Source organism: Nostoc sp. (genome assembly GCF_036919575.1).
Lineage (GTDB): Bacteria > Cyanobacteriota > Cyanobacteriia > Cyanobacteriales > Nostocaceae > Nostoc.
In genome coordinates this window covers 1-20941 of the sequence record NZ_JBALBY010000037.1, presented here as the reverse complement: position 1 = coordinate 20941, position 20941 = coordinate 1, and the positions used below count along the sequence as shown (strand labels likewise).

15 protein-coding genes and 3 pseudogenes are annotated in these 20941 nt (G+C 47.8%); 2 read left to right on the top strand and 16 right to left on the bottom strand.

The window, feature by feature from the left end; translation table 11 throughout:
• Positions 1-61 precede the first annotated feature (61 nt).
• Entirely contained in the window at positions 62-895 is an 834-nt protein-coding gene (locus V7K27_RS11610) for a transposase (RefSeq protein WP_334947244.1), read from the top strand.
• Here V7K27_RS11610 and V7K27_RS11605 read toward each other — a convergent pair.
• The 15 genes and pseudogenes from V7K27_RS11605 to V7K27_RS11535 form a co-directional block, all read right to left on the bottom strand.
• Complete coding sequence (locus tag V7K27_RS11605; RefSeq protein ID WP_334947242.1) at positions 892-1071, bottom strand: FAD-dependent oxidoreductase; 180 nt, start codon at positions 1069-1071, stop codon at positions 892-894. The two genes, V7K27_RS11610 and V7K27_RS11605, sit on opposite strands and share 4 nt — an antisense overlap.
• Before the next feature lie 182 nt (positions 1072-1253).
• Entirely contained in the window at positions 1254-2306 is a 1053-nt protein-coding gene (locus V7K27_RS11600) for an alpha/beta fold hydrolase (RefSeq protein WP_334947240.1), read from the bottom strand.
• 365 nt (positions 2307-2671) lie between these two features.
• Complete coding sequence (locus V7K27_RS11595) at positions 2672-3556, bottom strand: aldo/keto reductase (RefSeq protein WP_334947238.1); 885 nt, start codon at positions 3554-3556, stop codon at positions 2672-2674.
• Positions 3557-3689: 133 nt separating this feature from the next.
• Positions 3690-3863 carry a hypothetical protein gene (locus V7K27_RS11590; RefSeq protein ID WP_334947236.1) on the bottom strand — a complete coding sequence of 58 codons (174 nt, stop codon included), beginning with the start codon at positions 3861-3863 and terminating at the stop codon, positions 3690-3692.
• An 83-nt stretch (positions 3864-3946) separates the two neighbouring features.
• Positions 3947-5164: pseudogene (locus V7K27_RS11585) on the bottom strand (GMC family oxidoreductase).
• A 38-nt stretch (positions 5165-5202) separates the two neighbouring features.
• A complete protein-coding gene (locus tag V7K27_RS11580) occupies positions 5203-6549 on the bottom strand; it encodes an epoxide hydrolase family protein (protein ID WP_334947234.1) in 1347 nt (448 codons plus the stop codon).
• A gap of 84 nt (positions 6550-6633) precedes the next feature.
• The gene (locus tag V7K27_RS11575; protein WP_334947232.1) at positions 6634-6960 is read right to left on the bottom strand and encodes an NIPSNAP family protein; all 327 of its coding nucleotides are present in this window, start codon (positions 6958-6960) and stop codon (positions 6634-6636) included.
• Positions 6961-7093: 133 nt separating this feature from the next.
• On the bottom strand, positions 7094-7804 hold the full coding sequence (locus V7K27_RS11570; RefSeq protein ID WP_334947230.1) for an SDR family NAD(P)-dependent oxidoreductase: 711 nt from the start codon (positions 7802-7804) through the stop codon (positions 7094-7096).
• 541 nt (positions 7805-8345) lie between these two features.
• On the bottom strand, positions 8346-8858 hold the full coding sequence (locus V7K27_RS11565) for a YybH family protein (protein WP_334947228.1): 513 nt from the start codon (positions 8856-8858) through the stop codon (positions 8346-8348).
• Positions 8859-8902: 44 nt separating this feature from the next.
• Positions 8903-9424, bottom strand: a complete 522-nt coding sequence (locus V7K27_RS11560; protein ID WP_334947226.1) for an SDR family NAD(P)-dependent oxidoreductase — start codon at positions 9422-9424, stop codon at positions 8903-8905.
• Positions 9425-9533: 109 nt separating this feature from the next.
• On the bottom strand, positions 9534-10226 hold the full coding sequence (locus V7K27_RS11555; RefSeq protein WP_334947224.1) for a VOC family protein: 693 nt from the start codon (positions 10224-10226) through the stop codon (positions 9534-9536).
• 167 nt (positions 10227-10393) lie between these two features.
• Positions 10394-10984, bottom strand: coding sequence for a DsbA family protein (locus V7K27_RS11550; RefSeq protein WP_334947222.1), 591 nt, complete (start codon positions 10982-10984; stop codon positions 10394-10396).
• Between the two features lie 455 nt (positions 10985-11439).
• Positions 11440-12069 carry a response regulator transcription factor gene (locus V7K27_RS11545; RefSeq protein WP_334947220.1) on the bottom strand — a complete coding sequence of 210 codons (630 nt, stop codon included), beginning with the start codon at positions 12067-12069 and terminating at the stop codon, positions 11440-11442.
• Positions 12066-18053 carry an AAA family ATPase gene (locus tag V7K27_RS11540; protein ID WP_334947218.1) on the bottom strand — a complete coding sequence of 1996 codons (5988 nt, stop codon included), beginning with the start codon at positions 18051-18053 and terminating at the stop codon, positions 12066-12068. The genes V7K27_RS11545 and V7K27_RS11540 overlap by 4 nt, the downstream gene beginning before the upstream one ends.
• 170 nt (positions 18054-18223) lie before the next feature.
• Positions 18224-18367, bottom strand: coding sequence for a hypothetical protein (locus tag V7K27_RS11535; protein ID WP_334947216.1), 144 nt, complete (start codon positions 18365-18367; stop codon positions 18224-18226).
• Between the two features lie 321 nt (positions 18368-18688).
• On the opposite strand from V7K27_RS11535, the pseudogene V7K27_RS11530 reads away from it, so the two are divergent.
• Positions 18689-20030: pseudogene (locus V7K27_RS11530) on the top strand (transposase).
• 139 nt (positions 20031-20169) lie between these two features.
• Here V7K27_RS11530 and V7K27_RS36450 read toward each other — a convergent pair.
• Positions 20170-20482, bottom strand: a pseudogene (locus V7K27_RS36450) (transposase); the annotation flags it as partial.
• Positions 20483-20941 lie beyond the last annotated feature (459 nt).

Sequence of the window (20941 nt, the reverse complement as noted above, 5' to 3'; positions counted from 1 at the left end):
TAACTCTAAGCTTTCCAGATTTGTTAATATAAACCATCCTTCTGACGGTGCTACTCCCAATATTTTACGTTTCCATTTACAGGCTAAATTAAAACTTAAACTCGCTCGTCAACTCTATCAGTTTCTTAATCCGTTAGATATTCTTTTAGGGGATAGAGCTTTTTGCGCTTATGCCGACTTAGTTGCTATTAAAAAACTTGAGTGTGATGCCGTATTTCGTAAGCATCAAGCTCGAAAAACTTCCATGCGAAAAGGTAAAATTGTTGGAGACTGCGATAAATTAGTTACTTGGTACAAACCGAAAATCTGCCCCAAAGGATTGAGCCAAGATGAATTTGATGCTCTACCTCAAGCCATAACTGTTCGAGAGATTTATTATTACATTGTTATTCCTGGTTTCCGTACAGAAAGAGTCAGTTTAATCACTACTTTATTCGATAAAGCAACTTATTCTACTCTGGAGATCGTTGGACTTTACGGTAAACGCTGGGATGTTGAGCTAGATTTGAGGCATCTCAAAACTACCTTGGGTATGGATATTCTCAGATGTAAAACACCCTCAATGATACGCAAAGAAATTTATGTTTATTTGCTTGCTTATAATCTATTGCGTAGTTTGATGTGGTCGGCTGGAACTACTTCTGGTACTCCTCCATTGCGCTTATCTTTGCAAGGTACTCGCCATCATTTAAATAACTTTATTCACCAATTGTTAGCTGTTTCTTCAACAAAACTTCACCGGATTTATCGCACTTTATTGAAAGTTATTGCTCACAAGGCTGTTCCCGATCGCCCAGGCAGAAGTGAAGCACGAGTTCATAAACGTCGCCCAAAAGCTTACCCCTTGATGACAAAACCCCGCCATGAATTACGCAAGCAATTACAAACTGCTTAAACCACAAGTGTTCCAGCTTTTCTTAGTGCCATTCGAGTACAGCCATAGTTTATGCAACTGCCGCCCAATGCATCGCGCTCAAATAGAACGACGTTTCGACCTGCTTTGGCAAAGTCAGCGGCGAGTGGAACTCCGCCCTGACCACTTCCAATCACAATTACATCTGCTGTTTCCATGATTACCTCTGTTGATAGCTGGTCATTACAATTTGTCGAGTCCGACTGGCTTTAATTAAATCGGCTGGCTTCTCGCCAATCATGTTGGTAGTGCTATAAGGGACATCCAAGAATTAAATTACTCAATTCCTGCATCAAACACTAGTATCCAATTTCTTCTCCCCCTGCTCACCCAAGCGATATCAGTAACCGTCAACTTCGACGATGGCCTTGGCAAACTCCTGTGGCGCTTCCTGAGGTAGGTTGTGCCCGATGCCGCCGTTGATGACCCGGTGTGCGTATTTGCCTGAGAATTTCTTGGCGTAGGAACTGGCATCCGGGTGCGGCGCGCCGTTGGCATCACCCTCTAGCGTGATGCTTGGCACGGCGATCGCGGGAGCTGCTGCGAGCCGCTTCTCAATCTCGTCATACTTCGACTCGCCTTCGGCCAGACCGAGCCGCCAGCGGTAGTTATGGATCACGATACTGACGTGATCCGGGTTGTTGAAGGCGGTCGCACTGCGATCAAACGTCGCGTCATCGAAGTGCCATTGTGGCGAAGCGAGTCGCCAGATGAGCTTGTTGAAATCGTGCCGATATTTTTCGTAGCCGAGCTTGCCGCGTTCCGTCGCAAAATAGAATTGGTACCACCATTCGAGTTCGGCCTTCGGCGGCAGCGGCGTCTTATTGGCTTCAGGGCTGCCGATCAGATAACCACTTACGGAAACGAGCGCCTTGCAGCGTTCGGGCCAGAGCGCCGCGATGATGTTGGCTGTTCGCGCGCCCCAATCATAACCAGCGAGGATCGGCCTCTCAAGCTTGAGTGCATCCATCAAAGCGATGATATCGACCGCGATCGCTGACTGCTGCCCATTCCGGAACGTCTCGCTTGAAAGAAAGCGCGTCATGCCATAGCCGCGCAGATATGGGACGATCACCCGGTATCCCGCCGACGCTAACAAAGGGGCAACATCGACATAGCTGTAAATGTCGTAGGGCCATCCATGCAGGAGGATGACTGGACGACCATTCGCGGGACCCGCTTCAGCGTATCCGACATTCAGGACACTGGCATTAATCTGCTTTAGTGAGTCGAACGACGTGTTTGTCCCCGGCTTAGTCATGACCAGAACGGCTGGTTTTGTTTTGCTCGATTGTGCGATCGCAGAACCGAATATGCCTAGCTGTGTAGTCGCAAGGCTCAGGGCCGCAGTGCCCAAAAAGCGGCGGCGTTGATAGTTGATTTTTTCAGACATTGATCTTTGTCCAATTGGGTTAAACCCAACTTGCTGTAATTGAATCGGCGTGTGGCAGGCAAGGCACCGTGACGATGCCCAGCCATCCCCACAAATGCACCACGATGTAATCGGGGAAAGGGCGTCGGAAGCGTCGGTGCACCCACACGTGACTGCACCGCCCGCAGCCCCCTCCCCCAAAGCATGAGGCGCTCGCGCCCTTAGGACTCGCGCCAAAATAAGTTGCCCAGTTTTACCTTAGAAAAGAGGAAGAATGAAAGAGAAAATGTTGATTTAGCGTCTTTTCACCTTTTTCTATAACTTTTAAAACAGGTAAGTTATTTCTGCGCGGCTACTTAGCTTTATTTTCCGTCGATAACAACCGTTCACTTGGTCCGAGGAATGAATCCAGGCACGCCGGTATCGACCACTGCGTTGAAGCGGACTCTGGTCGTGATGCGGTCGCTAATCTCCAGCATAGCGTCTTTGGGCAAGGTCGAGATATCAAAGCTCTCTTGTATATGGCGAGGGGATGTCGAGGTGGTCAGGAGAGCCGTACCGCGTTGTACGGCCCAGGCCAGCGCGACTTGCTCTGGGGTCCGGTGGACGAGCTGCGCAACAGCCGCGATTATCGGGTCTTCCGTAACTTTTGGCTCCATCGCATGACCCAGCGCGGCAAATGCGAGTAGGATAATACCCTGTTGCTGGCAAAACTCGAGGAGATCCCACTCGGGGAGATACGGATGGGATTCAACCTGCACCACGGCAGGCTTAATTCGCGCCACGGCAACGATCTCTTTCAGCCGCTCCAAACCGATATCCGATAAACCTATCGATTTACACCGACCGCCATCCACCAGGCGCTCCATCGCGTGCCATGTCTCCACCAACGTGACACCAGGATCGTAGATGACCTGGCCATGATCGTCCCTCGGTTCCTGTTCATCGCCCGGCTGAAAGGCAAACGGGGTGTGGATAAGATAGCAATCGACATAGTCGATTTGCAGTCGCCGGAGACTAGCCTCGAACGCAGGCTGGACACGCTCTGGACGATGGTTGTTGTTCCATAGCTTTGTGGTGACGAAAACGTCCTCCCGCCGGATACCCCCTGCCTTGAACACCTCCTGCATCGCCTCGCCGACGACGGCTTCGTTGCGGTATCGCTCCGCGCAATCGAGATGCCGAAATCCCGTTTCCAATGCAGCCTTGGTCGCTTGCTTGGTCGCGAGAGGATCGGGGATGAGTGTTCCAAACCCGAGCGCCAGATCCATGGGTGAGAGGTATTGTCGTATAGCGAAGCGTGTCTTGGGTAACCATGTTTATGCTCCTTGTCTTGACGTGACGAGATACGGGAACTCTTGGAAGGTGTTGCAACGAAGATCCTGACTAGTGACGGAGCAAGACTCAGGCGCCCCAGGCCGAGGAGCGAATCACGTTGCAAAAGTTTCCTCGGTGAAAATGAGGCTCTTTGTCGGCGATGACATCCCGATAGTTGCGATCGCGGTACGCCTTGACAAGAGCCGCGCCGATGCCCTGCGATGCGCCGGTAATAATAACGACTTTCTGTTCGATGCCCATAGTAAAACTCCTTTATGCTTTTGAGGGGTTGGTGAAACGAGGGACGAATCTATTGAATGGCGCAGTGCAATTGCAGTCTGTTTTTAGTCATAGAACTTACACCTTGACAAAATTTTGATTATGTGGTCTATGCTATAGGATAATAGATTTGGACTGTCCAGCCCGGACTGGTCGCCCTTGAAAAAGATGGCTTCGGACAGGTTGTTTCGGGGTGCGATCGCTTCCTGATATTCCCAAACACAATCAAATGCCACATGGTCTTGAAAATTTTGCCCCACACCGGGAAGGTGCTGCACGACCGGAATTCCCAAACGCTGCAACTCAGCCTCATCGCCAATGCCAGATTGCATCAGCACCTTCGGCGTATGGATCGCACCGAGCGACAGTACGACTTCGACTGCCGCACCAATGCGATAGATTGCGCCCCGATAAGAAATCTCCACGCCAGTCGCCCGCTTACCCTGGAACGTCAGCCGCGTCACCAGTGCATGAGTGAGAACCGTCAGATTGGGTCGATCCATATAAGGGAAGACGTAGGAGCGAAAGATAGATTCGCGCTTGCCATTGCGGACTCGCACATCGCTGATAGCGGCGCCCTTCACTGCTTCCATCATGCGACCGTTCGGATTCTCGAAAGTAGGAATACCGACCGATCGCGCTCCTGCGATCGTTGCGGGTGCGATCGGGTTTGGATCTGGCGCGGGCTGCACAAAGACGGGTCCTCCCGTTCCCCGGGACATCGCGTCTGGCGCACCATGTTAATCTTCCAGGCGGCGATAGAGATTCAAGACCGATTCATAGCCCCAGGCTGGATCATTCACTTCAGCGGCGAAGAGATCCCAATCGTGCTGGTGTCCGCGTGCCCAAACCATGACGTTGATGCTTGATCCACCGCCGAGTACTTTGCCCATCGAGAACGGAATTGAACGATCGTTCACATGGGGATTCGGCTGTCCCTGGAAGCTCCAGTCGCGATCGCTTCCAAGATTCATAAACCATTGATTCGCGGCGACAACACTGGGTACATCATCGATGCCGCCAGCTTCAAGCAGTAGAACGCTAACATCCGGGTTCTCAGCCAGTCTGCGGGCAACTACTGAGCCAGAAGATCCAGATCCGCAAACAATAAAATCGTACTGGTGTCTTAGTTCAGAGGTGAGCTTGTGCTGGTTGCTGCGGACGCGATCGGTGAAATTGTCATCATTACTGGTGCTACCCGGATCGTTGTCCCGTTCATGCTCAAATTCATTCTCAAAAGTTGTTAAAGAGTAGCGACGATTATGATTAATTTCTTGGGACACGTGCCGACCTCCTTGTAGTTACGTTCTTTCCAAAGCAGTCATTTTGACGCGCGCAGCGATCTGAACGCTGCCCTGAGTTCTTGAGTAAAAATCGTTGGCTGCTCCCACGCCGCGAAGTGTCCGCCCTTTTCCACTCGGTTATAGTGGATGAGTTTGGGATACGCCCGCTCTGTCCAACTTCGCGGGGCTGCATAGATCTCATCAGGAAAGACGCTCACGGCAACCGGAATGGCGACGTGTTTAGGGTCGAAAAAGGCAAACTTATTCTCCCAATACAGACGAGCCGAAGAGACAGCCGTGTTCGTCAACCAGTAAAGCGTGATGTTGTCGAGGATGTCGTCTCGCGTCAGTCCCTCAGACTGTCCGTCAAAGACACGTGCGATGAGCGCATAGCTGCGTGCGTCGTGGTCGAGTATCCAGGCAACCAGTCCGATCGGTGAATCCGCAATGCCGTACAGCGTTTGCGGGCGGTTCGCCATCTCCTGAGCGTAGCCAAGTCCGTGCTTATAGAAAAAGTCGAGCTGATCCCACGCATTCTTCTCTTCGGCTGAGAAACCGGATGGCGGTGGGTCGCCGAACTTGAGTGCTTTTGCAACATCGGCTGGAACAGTGGCAGGCATGTTGGTATGAATGCCGAGCAGTCCCGGAGGTGTCAGCAGGGCCATTTGCTCTGTGACTGCATTCCCCCAATCACCCCCTTGCGCCACAAATCGCGAGTAGCCAAGGCGCTGCATCAGCACAACCCAGGCGCGTGCGATACGGGCGGAGTTCCAGCCGGTCGTGGTCGGCTTGCCTGAAAAACCATAGCCTGGAAGCGAGGGAATCACGAGGTCGAAAGCGTCCGCTGCATTGCCGCCATCTGCTGTGGGGTTGACCAGTGGCTCGATAATCTTCAGTTGCTCGATGATCGATCCGGGCCAGCCGTGCGTGACGATGAGCGGCAAGGCATTTTCCTGGTTCGATCGAACGTGAATGAAATGAATATCAAGTCCATCGATCGTGGTGATAAATTGCGGTAGAGCCTTCAGTTTCGCCTCAACCTTGCGCCAGTCGTAATCGGTTGCCCAATAGCGCGCAAGTTTCTGAGTCGTTGCGAGCTGCACACCCTGCGACTGATCGGCGACCGTCTCCTTTTCGGGCCATCGCGTTGCTACGATGCGACGGCGGAGGTCGTCGAGTGCCGCTTGTGGAACGTTGATGTGGAAGGGACGGATTGTAGTTGTGTCGGTGTGCAAGGTTTCAAGTTGAGTCATGGTGGTCTCCTTTGGTGTTAATTTGCTGGATTGGGCATTGGCAGAACCGAATCGACCTAGCTGTGTAGTCGCAATAGTCATCGCTGCAATGCCCAAAAAGCGGCGGCGTTGTTGGTTGATTTCTTTAGACATTGATCGTTCTCCGAGTGGATTTAACTCATTGAAACTGACGAAACTTTCGTAACCCCAGACATCATCTAGAACTCACCCCATCGCTCACTTCACCGAGGAGAAGGCGGTCGGTTTAAGCAGTTCGTTGCTGATGTTTTGCACGAGTGGACCGTCTTTCTCACTTTCTTTACTGATCGCGATCCATTCGGGGTCGGCGAGAAATGCACTCCAACGCTCCTGACGCTCAGCCATGCTGTCCCAAGCGAGCAGGTAAGTGAGTTGCTGGTTGCTCTCGCCAATTAGCGTCGTCCAGAACCCAGCTTGGCGGATGCCATGTTTTTCCCATATCTGTATCGTGTGGTTCTGAAAGCGCGAAATCAGTGCTGGCAGTCGTCCGGGCACGGATTGATAAATGCGTAATTCATAGATCATAGCTGTGTTCCTTTTTGGAAGTGTTAGAGTTACAACCGTTTCCATTTGCATTAACCACACCCCACACCCAAATTCGTTAGCCTATGGCTTACTAAACTGAAAACTGCTGCATTTTTCTGATCGCAAGGCGGTGTTAATGCCCCGCGCTCTGTCCACCATCGACATGCAGGATTTCGCCCGTCACAAAGTTGGCTGATTCGAGGTAGAGGATGGCATCGACGACATCAGATATCTCGCCCATGTGACCGATTGGGTGCAGGGCATCAAGCTGGGCATGGGTCTCGGCGGGATGCATTGGCGTCTTGATGGTACCCAGCGCGATCGCGTTCACCCGGATACCACGCTTGGCATACTCGATCGCCAATGATTTGGTCGCGGCATTCAGTCCACCCTTGGTCAGCGATGCGAGTACAGAGGGTACGCCCGCGATCGCGTGGTCAACCAGGCTCGTCGAGATTTGCACGATATGACCGCTGCCCTGCTTCTCCATTTCTGCGATGGCGAGTTGCGTGATGTGAAAGAAGCCAGTGATGTTGGTGCTCAGGGTGGCTTCGTAGTCAGCCTCGGTGTATTGAGTAAAGGGCTTGGCGATGAAGATGCCAGCATTGTTGATAAGCGTGTCAATGCGTCCGAAGCGGGTCACGCCTTCGATGATTGCACGCTCGGCAGTTTTGCGATCGGCAATATCGCCGGACACCACCACGACTCCATCGTCGTCCGATGGCTGAATTGAGCGCGAGGTTGCGACCACCCGATAGTTGCGATCGCGATACGCCTTGACGAGGGCTGCGCCGATGCCCTGCGACGCGCCGGTAATCACAGCGACTTTCTGTTCAGTGCCCATAGTAAACCTCCTTTGTGATTTTGAGGGGTTAGTGGAACGAGGGTCGAATCTATTGAAAAGTACAGTGCAATTGCAGTCTGTTTTCAGTCGTTCTTAGGAGTTAATTTTTTCTGTCCTGACTTTAGGTGGTCCTTCAGAGCCCTAAATGCGGAACTAATAGAAATGTCTCAAAGAACCAGGTGGTATGTGCTAAATGCCATTTAGGAGGACTGACATCTGACATACTTTGCACGCTATAGTTTTCCAGCTCCAGAGGTTGACAGATCTTTTTACTCAGCGATCGTATGTGCTGATAGCGATCGCTCCAACTTAAGCGAACTGCCGATTGGGTAAATACAGCAGAAGTTGGCATGGCTAATTCTCGCAGATTAGATATAAAGCATTGAGTAGAACATTCATCAAGACTTGAAAGGTTCAACGGAAAGCCGCTCCACCGATTGGAGAACCTACAATGCCACCATCAACTAAAAGTTCAACCGACTGGATATAGGAGGAATCGTCTGAGGCAGTTTATATTTATCGCATCAATCTGTTGTGGAGATCACGCCGCAACTTTATCGTTTACGGCAAGTTGATACGCTTCCAGCAGTTTCACATTGTCGATCGATCCGTGATGATGAATCTGCCGCCACCCACCGTCTTTTTCCGAGTACTGAAAACAGCGGCTCGTTCTGAATCTAAGTGGAATAATGCGAGCTTTAGTTGTAAATTCACCGCGCTCTTCTCCAGCAAAGATGGCTGTTTCTCCACTGAAGTACTCCACAACATCCTGGAACTCAACCCAGACGTTTAACGATCCTGTGAAGAGTTTGGAGTAGAGATCTCGAATCGGCTCATAGCCTCGGAGCATTCCTCCCACCGGATTGTTTAGTTGAACCAGTGGACGGTTGAGCCAGATCTGAGTAAGCGTCTCAAGCGAGTGTTGATTGAAGGCATAATAGAACGTTTCAAGTGCCGCACGCGCCCCTGCTTCTGACGGCTGAGTCGCTTCATTCAGCAAGTTACGAGCCGCTTTGCCATAGCTCGTGGTAAGATAGTTCACTATGAAGGTCATTGATTTTGTTCTCCTTTGGAAAATGAAGGTGTGAATGTTGCAGGTCAGGCGATGGTCGCAGTCGCTATGCGGTGGTTATGGTCGGTACTGATAGCGACTGGCAGCCACGCTTCGATTTCCTGTGCCATTTTTGCGGCGTTGCTCCGGTACATTGCGATCGGGTCTTTGCCAACGGGCAAATGCAGCGGCGGACGGTCTGTATTGGCAAGTTGAAGAATCACCTGAGCCAGCTTTTTCGGATCACCGGGTTGGTGCCCCTGTAGCGCATCGGCTCCGCTTTGCATCGGTCCTACTGTTATCTCGTAATCGGGAATGATGGTTTTAGCGGCGACGTAAGATTCAGTGCTTAAGAAGTCAGTCGTAAAAAGACCGGGAGCGACTGCCGTGACTTGAATGCCGAGCGGTGCCAATTCGATCGCCAGCCCCTTCGAGAGACCTTCGACGGCAAACTTTGTAGACCCATACAATCCCCAGCCCGGAACTGCATCGTAACCAAACAAAGACGAGATATTGATAATCCGCCCAGACTTTTGCTGGCGCAGGTACGGCAACACAGCACGAGTCACGTTCAGTACCCAAACACGTTGGTATCGTACAGTTTTCGGACTTCGGCATCCGTGGCTTCCTCATTGCTATAGGTGTTGTCTAGTGTTGTTGGCGCTCACTCTGACCGCCTCATCTGGAAAAAACTGGAAAAGCCTCTTCCATGTAACGGTCAGCGGCGACGGCTGCCTCTTTTGAACTGCTGCCGTTCTGACGCGCACTCAGGTAGGGCGCGTACCAGTCCGACCAGTGGTGCTCGGCGTGCGTCTTCTCGTAGTGGTCGTGGTGCTCTGCCGTCTCGCGGAGAAGGTTTGCTAGGGTTGCAACGTCTATGTCTCCTGCTGGCGTAGAGTTCCACACGCGACCGGGAGCGCGAGTCTTCACTTCTTGGAGCACCCAACCATTGCCGTCTGGATCGCTGAATGAGGCAAAGGAAGCATAGTCGCGACGTTTCGGATCGGGACCAGATACCCGTCCCTCGGTTCCGGCGTGGTGGAAGATCCCTCCGATGTCGTGGAACACCTCACTCACCTCGACCCCCCGATCGACGAGTTCGGCGCGGGCTGCCTCGATGTCAAAAACAACGAGGTGCAAACCCTGCACTGATCCCGGCACGGCTGAGGTGATTCCGGTGCCGATAATGATCGAGCATTCTGAGCTGGGAGGGGTTAATTGCACTACCCGGAAGTCCTCACCGGTTATGAAGTCAGCATCCAGGCGCCATCCCAATGACTCATAGAAGCGCTTGGACTGATCGACATCGGAGACGGGCAATGTTAAGACCTCAAGTTTCATATTTTTACTGTCCACGTTAATGCTGCTCATTTTGTTGTTCTCCGTTAGGTTGGCGTTAGGTTAGTGAGCTTGATGCCCATTTGGTTACACTTCAGTCTTGAGCGATCGCAATGCGACTATCGCTCAATTCAGAACACTCAAGTTCTTTGAGCAAAAACGCAACTTAATCGTTCTGCTTTGAATTGTGTGATTGAGGATCAAAGCACTTCATTACTTGCTGCGATAATGGCTGCCATCAACTGCTCCATGTCCCAGCGATGCCTGGGTTGGGCTACGCCGGAGCAATACCGAATTCCATTAATAAACAAAGCTGGTGCAGTCACTACTCCACTTTGGTGACCACTCTCGATATCTTGATTGATGCGGTCAACATGGACTTGTTTGGAGATATCCTGCAAAAATTTGTAAATGTCGAGACCTAAATGATTGGCATACTCAACGAGATAGCCGTTTCCCAATGCTTCTTGGTGGGTGAGCAGCATCTCGTGCATCTCCCAAAACTGACCTTGCGCTGCTGCTGCTTCTGCTGCTTGGGCTGCCTTTTGTGCTTGAGGATAGATTGAATGTTCGATAAAGTGACGAAATACTACACAAATCGAATTTTTCTCAGTCAGCCCGGAATTGAAATCTTGCTGAATTGCTTGAATCAACTGATGCACTTGCCTGAACTGAGGACATTCGTAATTCCCATATTCCACGAGTATGACCGGGGCATTCAGCATCCCCTGATAGCGATCGCGTTCGGAAGGCGGAACAAAAAGTTGATTAAAATTACTATCTTGATTCATCGGATACTGTATCAAAAAGGGTTTCTCACAGCATCAAGGGATTGGCATCACCGAAGAGGCAGGGGAGCAGGGAGCAAGGGAGAAAGATACTGTAATTCCCCTGCGACAAGGGTTTCAGAGTAAATAAATTTATTTATGCTCAAGGGAAAAATATTTATTTCGAGATGCATAGCACGTTCGCCTTTGGCGTCTCGTAGAGAGAAATAATATGTCCTCAGTTCAGCAAGCCCTATGTATGGGTTTCTCCCCCCTGCTCCCTGCTCCCTGCCCCTTGTCCTCTTCATTGACTCCTATCTGTGATTCCTCCCGACTCCGTTATTTGTATGTATTTAGCGTATGAAATTAATTCAGCTTTGTCGCCAACTCAAAGTTGAGTGATTCAAGGGATGAAACAACAGTTGCTTACTATCTCAACAACGAACCCTCAACCGAACTTAAGTTCAGTTGGGCTTGTTTCACAACTTGGCGAGTCCTCGCCTCAATGCGGTAATCACCGCTTGAGTGCGATCGCTCACGCCTAATTTGCTCAGAATTCGGTTGATGTGAAATTTGACGGTACTTTCAGTAATATTCAAAGCCGCACCAATATCGTGATTCCTCAATCCAAGCACCATCTGTCGAAGAACCTCTTGTTCTCGATCGCTCAACTCTGGAATTTTCATCCGTTGCACCAGTTTGGCAGCAACTTCGGAAGGGATATATTGTTGTCCGATGTGAACAATATGAATCGCATTCAGGAGTGCATCTGGTTCAGCGTCCTTCAGCAGATAGCCCTTGGCTCCGGCGCGTAATGCTCGATAAATATCTTCGTCCCCGTCATAAGTGGTCAGTACAATTATGCGGGCATGAGCGAATTCAGCACAGATTGCGACGATCGCATCAACGCCGCTGATCTGGGGCATCCGTAAGTCGATTAAGGTGACATCAGGCTGGAGTTGCCGATATTGAGCGATCGCTTCCTGCCCATTGCCCGCTTGACCCACCACCGTCATATCTGGCTCATTCTCAATCATCGCGGCCAGTCCTTGCCGGACGATTGAGTGATCGTCAACAATCAAAACGCGGATTACTGTAGACTGACTCACGCTGATGCCTCCCGATGTACAGATACGAGGGTTTCTGTTCCCTGCCCTAGTCGGCTCTCAATTGATAGTTGTGCCCCAATTCGTTCCGCTCGTTCGGTAATCCCCAGTAAGCCAAACCCCCGATTTAGGGTTGTATGGTTGGCTTCAAATCCTTGTCCATTGTCTCTAATTCGTAAGAAGAATTGCATTGGTTCATAAACTAATTCAATCCGAATTTCCTTTGCATTCGCATATCTAATTGAATTCGTAAATGCTTCCTGTGCAATTCTGAGAAGATTATTCTCTGTTTCAGGGGGTAACGTATAGGGCCTGCCAATAATATCACAAATCAGGCTGGTTTCGGTTGAAGATTGCATGTTAGCTACAAATCGTTGCAGTGCCGTCCACAGATTGCCATCTTCTAGGGATTGGGGACGCAGTGCTGCAACCGACCGTCGAGCTTCTGTTAGCCCGCTACGAGCCAAATCTCGCACGGTATTAATATGTGTTTGAATTGCTTGCGGGTTGGTTGCCACTAATCGAGAAACGGTTCCCATGTGAACCAGAATCCCCGTAAAGGCTTGGGCGAGAGTGTCATGAATTTCGCGTGCCATACGGTTGCGTTCCTCTAAAATTGAGGCTTCTTCGGCACGTTTGCGTTCACGCAGTGCAGCGTTTCGCTGTTCGCTGATATCTGTAATCAGACCATAGTATCCTTTTACTTGACCATTCTCATCGAAATCAGGGATGAGGGAATTACTGGTATATTTCTTGCCAAACACACAGGGAATGTCTGCCTCATAGGTTGTGATTTGCCCTGCCAGTGCTTGATTGATATACGGTTGTACAACTTGATAAGCTGCCTCATCCAAGTTGTCGCAAATATGCTTGCCCAGAATCTCACCTCGACTACAGTGAAACCAGTCCTCATAGGTGCGGTTGGCAAACCGATAACGCTGGCCGGCATCTACATAGGTGATACAAACAGGTATAGCGTCCGTAATCACTCGTAATTCCTGTTCTCGCTCGCGCAGTTCTGCTTGGCTTTGCTGGAAAGCTGCCGTTCTTTGAGCTACCTGTTGTTCTAGGGTGTGGTTGTAATTGGCTAAGAGGTGTTCTGCTTGTTTCCGCTCTGTGATATCTTGAAAGGTGGCGATCGCATAAACCACATTGCCCTGTTCGTCAAAGACTGGAGTTCCCCATGCCTCAACTGGAATGGTTGCGTTATTTTGATGAATTTCTACGTCGTCAACTCTGGTGCGTTCACCGCCCAACGCCCTGATGATTGGCAGTTGCTCAGTTGGATATATCCGATCCGTTCCTGCCACATAAAGTTGATAAACCTCTGCGATTTGCTCCGGTGCTACCAAAGGATCGATCTCTTTGCCCATTAACTGGATTCCCCGTTGATTAGCGTAGTATGGACGACCAGTCGCATCCACTATTCCAATTCCTACCGGAACCGCTTCTAGAAATTGAGCCATCTGACTTTCGCTAGTGCGTAGCTTTGAATAGAGTTTGGCATTTTTGATCGCAATGGCTGCTTGAGTTGATAGCAGATGCAAAACTTGCGATCGCTCCGGTGTAAATGCTCCAGTTGCTAATTGATTTTCCAGGTACAACACGCCAACAAGTTTACTTTGATTCAACAGCGGCAAACAAAGAAGTGATTTCGTTTGGTTCTGCTGAATATATGGCTCATTAATGAAATTTCCTTCACGAGTTGCATCATTTAAGATGACAGATTCATGGGTCCGAATCACATAATGAATGATGGATTCGGGTAAGCAATTTGCTATCGGAGTTGATTGCAGCACTCGTATCGCACAGACCTGTGTACCCTCATTGAATTCACAAGCCGCTTCGAGCGTCCATTCTCCTGCGTTTTCTAAAAGCAGACATCCGGTTTGTGCCCCAGCATTTTCAATTAGAATCTGCATCAAAGAACGAAGTAACTGTTCTAGTTCAATCTCACTTGAAATTGCTTGAAATGCTTTTATCACCGCTACTAAATCGAAAGCAACATCTGAGGTGTTAGAAGTAGTTCCAGCAATGGTGTAAACTGGTGTGGGAGCCACATTCAGCGACTGAGGAAAAAACTGTGGATAGCGAGTCTCTAAATCTTTGGCTTTTGCGGTTGCTCCCCACCGTTCATAGCAGTAATGGGCTTCCTTCATATAGAGTTGAGCAAACCTTTCTCGACCACGAGCTAAGTAATGTTTTGCAGCTAATTCATAGCCTAAAGCTTCTTCTTGAAGATACTCGTTTTCTTTAGCGCCAAGAATTGCTTGTTCGTAAAACTCCTCTGCCTCAAAAAACTGACCCAAAACTCGTGCTTTCTCTGCCTCAACTAACTGAAATTTATGCAAAAAATTCATGGGGGCATGGTGTGCCCATTTCTGCATTTTTTCCTGATTGGCGTTAACGCGATTCAACCAAGCTGCTTTTTCAGAGTTTGAAGCATCCGCCAACAAGCCCAGAAATATTAGGGAGTCATAGAAATGAAATATAGATACAGAGATTAATGCTGTGGCTGCGCTTAAATACTGTTCTGCCAAAGTAGCCGTTTTTGCAGCTTGCTCATACTCTCCGAACAGATAGGATAAAATCAGTTTATTTAAGTAAAAGTAGTGAAGGCTAGTTCCATCCTTGACAGCGATCGCCCATGATAGTGCTTGCTCTTCGTCATAGATACAACCCACTAAGCGACTTGGATTTTCAGATTGACCTCGCAGGTTAAGGATCGTTTGCTGTAACATTGCCAGCCAAGTAGCAGGAGTCTCTCGTCTAATTTGATTGGTAGCTTTCCGATAAATCGCTGTTTGTTGTTCCAGTTCCGTCAGTTCTTGTCCGGTAAAAAAGGGGCAATAACATAGGCTAAATGCACAATAACTCGCAAATTCAAATTCTCCACTTTCTATACCGCTTTGATAAGCATCAGATAAGAAAGGGAACGTCACTTTAAGGTGGTCTTTCCAGTGAATTATATGAAAATTCACCATTAGCAATGCTTTGCAGTTAACTCTCTTATTACTTAATCTTTTCGCTAAATTTAAGGATAGTTTGCCAAATTGATAGCCCAGTTCAAGGTCTTGTACAACTCCACATAGCATCATGCCGTATGCAGCATAACCGAGAAGCGACCAGATGGCGTTTCCATGAGCGATCGATAAATTCACCATCTTGCACACAATCAGCACCATCAGAGCGGGTGACACATTAAAAGCCGCACCCACTGTGCTTACTAAAATGTAGATTGCTGCCAGTGGTACAGGTTCAGTCATCTCTGGCAGATCAATCAAATCTTCGATTTCCCGCCCAGCCAATCGTGAAGCGGTTTCCTCTAATCCTGCTTGAACGTCTAACTGACTTGGAGCTTCTACTAAACTAATTCCCAAGAGTTGCAGCACTTCCAAGCCAGTTTTAAGGGCTTCTTTAGGGTCGCCCCGCGACAGCCATGCTTGAATCCTGCTATCGTAAGCTTTCACTGTGTCTAGCACTGTCTTCGCACGGTTAAGCACTTCTTCTACAAGCCGCTCCATTTTGTCAAAGTGACCACTGAGGTATGCTGCCTCTGCTGCCTCTGAATGCAACGCCAGGGTTAAATCATACTCGCGCTGCCAACTCTCCACATCAAGGAGTTTAAGCCCTGCATTGAAATACTTGAAAGCTGCTTCATAAGCCGTCGCTGCCAGGGCTTTCTGACCTGCTTGCAAATTCAGTTTGGCAATCTCATTCCGTTCAGATTGCTGACTGATTAACTCGGTTCCATAATTCAGTTGGTCAACAATTTCAAACAACCGCTCTGCTAGCTGCTCCGGCGAAGTCTTTTCGAGTAAATTGCGACCGATTTGCAGATGTACCCCAAGTTTTTGCGACTCATCGATTAAGGTGTATGCAGCTTGCTGTACGCGATCGTGCAAAAACTTATATTGTTGAACTAACAAGTCTTGGTCTAATTCAGAGAGCGGTTGAATGAATCCAGTTTCTACTGCTGTTAATAAATCCTGAAAAACGGTTTTAGGCGATCGCTTACACACGATCGCCAACGTTTCCAAATCAAATTCACACCCAATGCAGGCGGCTAATTGAAGAAGCTGCTGTGTCACCTCTGGTAGTTTCTTCAATTTGCTCAACAGCAAGTCCACCACATTATCGGTAATATTCTGAGCTTCAATCTGAGCAATGTTCCATTGCCAGCTTCGCTGCTTACCGTTAAAGCTCAACAGTTTCTCAGCGTACAGCGATCGCAAAAATTCTCCCACAAAGAAGGGATTGCCTTCGGTTTTATGCAACACTAACTGGGCTAGGGAACAAACAGCGTCAGCATTCTGGTGCAGCGTCTCGGCAATCAACTGATTCAGCGGCTCCAGCGTTAGGGGGGAAAGAAAAATTTCCTGAAGCACTGCCCCTTGCTTTCGCAAGTTTTCTAGTGTCAACGCTAGTGGATGGGTTGGAGTAACTTCATTGTCTCGATAGGCTCCAATCAAAAATAGAAATTGAGTTTGCTCATCAAGCATCATCAGTTCGATTAACTTCAGAGTGGCAGAGTCAATCCACTGCAAATCATCTAAGAAGACCACAAGGGGGTGTTCTTCAGAACAAAACACCCGAATGAACTGCCCAAAGACTCGATTGAAGCGATTTTGCGCTTCCGTTGCCCCAACTTCCGGTACGGGTGGCTGCTCGCCAATAATTAACTCAATCTCTGGAATGACATCAATTATGAGTTGTCCGTTGTTGCCCAAGGCTGTGAGCAAGCGCGATCGCCACTGTTGAAGTTGCTCATCCGGTTCACCCAGCAATTGTTGCAGCAATTTTTGCAAAGCATCTGCGATCGCGCTGTAAGGAATATTGCGCCCAAATTGATCGAATTTACCCCAAATAAAATAGCCGCGCTTTGCGGTGATTGGTTTATAAAGTTCCTGCACTAATGCTGATTTCCCAATTCCCGCATAGCCAGAAACCAGCATCATTTCGACTTTGAAGGTTTGATTGCCTGTTAGTTTCTGTTCTGAAGTTTCTTGTACAAGGTTTTCTGAAGCAACGCGCTCAAAAGCCGCTAGTAACATTGCAACTTCCTGACCCCGTCCATAAAGTTTTTGGGGAATTTGAAACTGATCCCAAACATCTAATAGACCCAGTTGAATCCTATTAATTTGCCCGATTTTTTTTAATTGGTCAGCACAAATTTCTAAATCTGCTTTGATACCCCAAGCACTCTGATAGCGATCCTCCGCATTCTTTGCCATTAGTTTCAAAACGATATCTGAAACTGCTTTGGGAATAGTTGCCTTCAGTTCATGAGGCGGAACAGGTGATTTGGCAAGATGACAATGGACAAGTTCAAGAATGTCTGTTGTGGCAAACGGTAACTGTCCAGTGAGCAGTTCGTAGAACGTTACGCCAAGGGAGTAAAAATCAGTACGATAATCAAGCAAACGGTTCATGCGTCCGGTTTGCTCTGGAGATACATAGGCAAGAGTGCCTTCTAGAACATGAGGGTTTTTGAAGGTTGGATTGGTGCGGTTAAATCGAGTCGCAATTCCGAAATCAATAAATTTAACGACCCCGGTATCTAGATTGAAGACAATATTGCTAGGGTTGATATCTTTATGAATGACACCAGCAGCATGAATTCTGTCCAGAATACCTGTGAGTTTAATGGCAAGGGATAGAAAAGCTGATAAGGGCATAGGGCAGAAATCTGGACGCTGCTGTATCCATTGTTCCAGAGACTCTCCACCGAAATCTTCTAAAAGAATAATGAGTGTGCGCTGATATTCCTGCTGACTATATGCCTTGATCGCGCCTTCTAAGTTAAGCGATCGCGTAATTTCATATTCCTGCCTGTAGCGGGTGAGTTCCGATGCCGTAGGATAGTCCTGTTTGAGAACTTTGAGAATAACAGGCGTGCGATCTGACAGCTTGATGCCACGATACACCACAGAATTATTGCTGGAATATATCTGAGCATCAACCGCAACGTCTGGTAGCGCAATCATTCTTATCACCTTGTCAAAGCATAGAAAGAACCGCAAACCCAAATAGAATTAATACTTATTATTCAAGTTCTACTTTGAGAAGTCAATCTACCTGATAACTATCTTGCAATGCTAACACTCGCTTCTATCATCCTGCGGCTCTAGTTTTAAAACACGCCCTAATAATCCCCTCACTCCAGACGAAATCCTGGATCAATTTCTATTTCTGCCTTAGCAATTGGGTCATCCTCATCATCATTAAAGAAACCATCATCCTCGGAATCTTCTCCCAAAACATTTGATCCGACTGGTTCTGTCGCAACAGGTAACGACACAGGACTTGGCCCAGTGGAATCAAAAAAAGAAACCGAAGGGGGAACCAAATTAGCTGAAACAGGAGTTATTCCTACTCCGTTAGTTCCAATTGTTGGTTGTAAGCCAATTGTACCTTGCGAGAAAACTCCACTATGAGGATTAACAAGAACTATCTGGGGCAGTACAGTCTCTAACTATGCCACTCAGTCCCGCAGTGAAAGAAGGTATGGTAAGTAACTCCATAAAGCAATACTGTAGCCAAAAAAAGAGTATAAAAAGAGGACTGATGTAGTAGAGTTATAGTCTTCCAAAACAACAACTCGAAAGCTCGCGCATTGCCCATGTTTGACATACTAGCACTGTTACAATGCCTACTACCAGAAATAAAAGTCACGACGATGCGGCAATTGAGCCAGATCGTCATGGCTATGTTAGCGATGAGCGGACGAGTCACGATGCCCTTGAATATCACGTTGGACACTTAGTCGTGGTAGTTATCGGACGGTAATCAGATTCTTTCGTACAGTCATACCGTGGGCAACGGTGTTCTGGGTGTTTTTTCGGCGGCATTTGTTTTGCCCAAATGATGTTTATTTGTTGGCAGGAGACGAAGTAGTAATAAGCAAAGCTGGGAAAAAAACCTATGGATTGGATAGGTTCTTTTCTAGTCTAATAAGTAAACCAATATCAGGATTATCTTTCTTTACATTATCCTTAGTAAGTGTCAAACAAAGGAACTCATTTCCGATTCAGATAGAACAGGTTCTAAAGAGCGATGTAGAAAAAAGTATTGTCTCACCAAGCCCAGAAATAAAAGCCCAAGAAAAACGTGGACGCGGACGACCAAAAGGGAGTAAGAACAAAAATAAACAGGAGGTAATTTTTACATCTGAATTACTAAGAATTCAGAAGATGATTAATGAGCTATTGAAATTAATAGCTAACTTTATTCCCCTCACTTACTTAGTCGTAGATGGTCACTTTGGGAACAATAATGCTTTGCAGATGGCTAGGCAGGTAAAGTTACACATAATTTCCAAGTTACGCCACGATTCGGCGTTATATGTACCTTACCAACATCCTGACCCCAATCATCGTTCTCGTCGTAAATACGGGGATAGATTTGACTGGCGTAATATTCCTGGGGAATATTTTCGTCAAAGTATTATTGACGAAGACATCCAAACCGATACTTATCAAGCTACCTTACTGCACAAAGAATTTGCCCAGTCTCTGAATGTAGTGATTTTGGTAAAAACCAATCTGAAAACTCATGCTTGCAGTCACGTAATTCTGTTTTCTAGTGACCTAATTTTATCTGATGAGAAAATAATCGACTACTATAAACTGCGCTTCCAAATCGAATTTAATTTTCGTGATGCCAAACAATTTTGGGGATTGGAAGATTTTATGAATAGGGGTCAAACTGCGGTAACTAATGCTGTTAATCAATATTTTTCATGGTCAACTTATCCCATTATCTTTTAGCTCAGTTTCGTGAAGATAATCCTGGCGAAGAGCATTGTTGATCTTCAGGCTTATTGTCGGGGTTTTCGATATGTTCGGGAAATGTTAAAAATGCTTCCGCAACAGCCTGAGCCTATTTTATTATCCCAGATTTTTGCCAAGCTTACCTCTCTTGGTCGTATTCATAATGCTTCTACAGCCGTTGAACCCTCGTAATTTGGCTACAGTATTGAGAAGAGCAAGCAAACTCACTAGAAGAACAAGCAGCAGAAGATCCAACAATAGCAGAAGATTTAGAAACTTTACGCGATGGCGCGGGAGCGCCCGCCGTAGGCGATCGCATAGCTACTGACTCTGCTAGAGTAAACATTGGATCGTGGCGTAATTCATCGTGGTCATTCAAATCTTCATACCCCATGACCAGCCCGTATATCCGTTGTTTAATTAAGCTTTCTATAGAATGGTCAATTCGATTTGACTGACGGTAATCTTGGAAACACTGTGCAAACTGTGATGTGATTTGCAGTTTTCTGTCTATTTCAGCAATTAAGCAAAATCGGTGCATCGGATATTACCTGTCCACCGTTGAAATTAACTACGACTGGGAGTGACTTTGGCTGTTCAAATCTGAACTGTGTTGGAAGTGATCGCCTTGCAGATCGAGTCATAGTTTAAAACTGCTAAAATGCTTGCTATATATACATTTTAGCAGTTTTTCACTCGGCTTTTTTCCGAGTTTGTGAGAAATCCGGGAGGGAGAGATAACCCCATCAAGAACTGCTGAGGAACGCAAATTATCTCAGGCTTAAATGTCCTTCGCCCAACAAATCTCGGATGAGCCAAAAAGCTTGATTTTCCCAATAGCGATCGCCGAATGCCCTAAAAATACATTGGAGGTTTGGTTTTTTGGTAGTTAGGTTTAAACACTTACCTACTCACGCAGTGCCAAAGCGATCGCATATTAATAATATAATGATCCCGAAAAAATCAATTCCGGCATCAATCAGAAAAACCAGTGATTAGCCCCCAATTCCTACGGTGTAGAAACTAGTGAAGCCCCCAAGACTTTTTCCGCGAACCTGGAATAATCAACTTTTGGACAGCACGGCGTTTAGTTTCTTCACCGC

Excerpts from the sequence above, each read along its gene's own strand:
- V7K27_RS11605 (WP_334947242.1), bottom strand. The coding sequence starts at position 1,071 with ATGGAAACAGCAGATGTAATTGTGATTGGAAGTGGTCAGGGCGGAGTT.
- V7K27_RS11600 (WP_334947240.1), bottom strand. The coding sequence starts at position 2,306 with ATGTCTGAAAAAATCAACTATCAACGCCGCCGCTTTTTGGGCACTGCG.
- V7K27_RS11595 (WP_334947238.1), bottom strand. The coding sequence starts at position 3,556 with ATGGATCTGGCGCTCGGGTTTGGAACACTCATCCCCGATCCTCTCGCG.
- V7K27_RS11590 (WP_334947236.1), bottom strand. The coding sequence starts at position 3,863 with ATGGGCATCGAACAGAAAGTCGTTATTATTACCGGCGCATCGCAGGGC.
- V7K27_RS11580 (WP_334947234.1), bottom strand. The coding sequence starts at position 6,549 with ATGTCTAAAGAAATCAACCAACAACGCCGCCGCTTTTTGGGCATTGCA.
- V7K27_RS11575 (WP_334947232.1), bottom strand. The coding sequence starts at position 6,960 with ATGATCTATGAATTACGCATTTATCAATCCGTGCCCGGACGACTGCCA.
- V7K27_RS11570 (WP_334947230.1), bottom strand. The coding sequence starts at position 7,804 with ATGGGCACTGAACAGAAAGTCGCTGTGATTACCGGCGCGTCGCAGGGC.
- V7K27_RS11565 (WP_334947228.1), bottom strand. The coding sequence starts at position 8,858 with ATGACCTTCATAGTGAACTATCTTACCACGAGCTATGGCAAAGCGGCT.
- V7K27_RS11555 (WP_334947224.1), bottom strand. The coding sequence starts at position 10,226 with ATGAGCAGCATTAACGTGGACAGTAAAAATATGAAACTTGAGGTCTTA.
- V7K27_RS11550 (WP_334947222.1), bottom strand. The coding sequence starts at position 10,984 with ATGAATCAAGATAGTAATTTTAATCAACTTTTTGTTCCGCCTTCCGAA.
- V7K27_RS11540 (WP_334947218.1), bottom strand. The coding sequence starts at position 18,053 with ATGATTGCGCTACCAGACGTTGCGGTTGATGCTCAGATATATTCCAGC.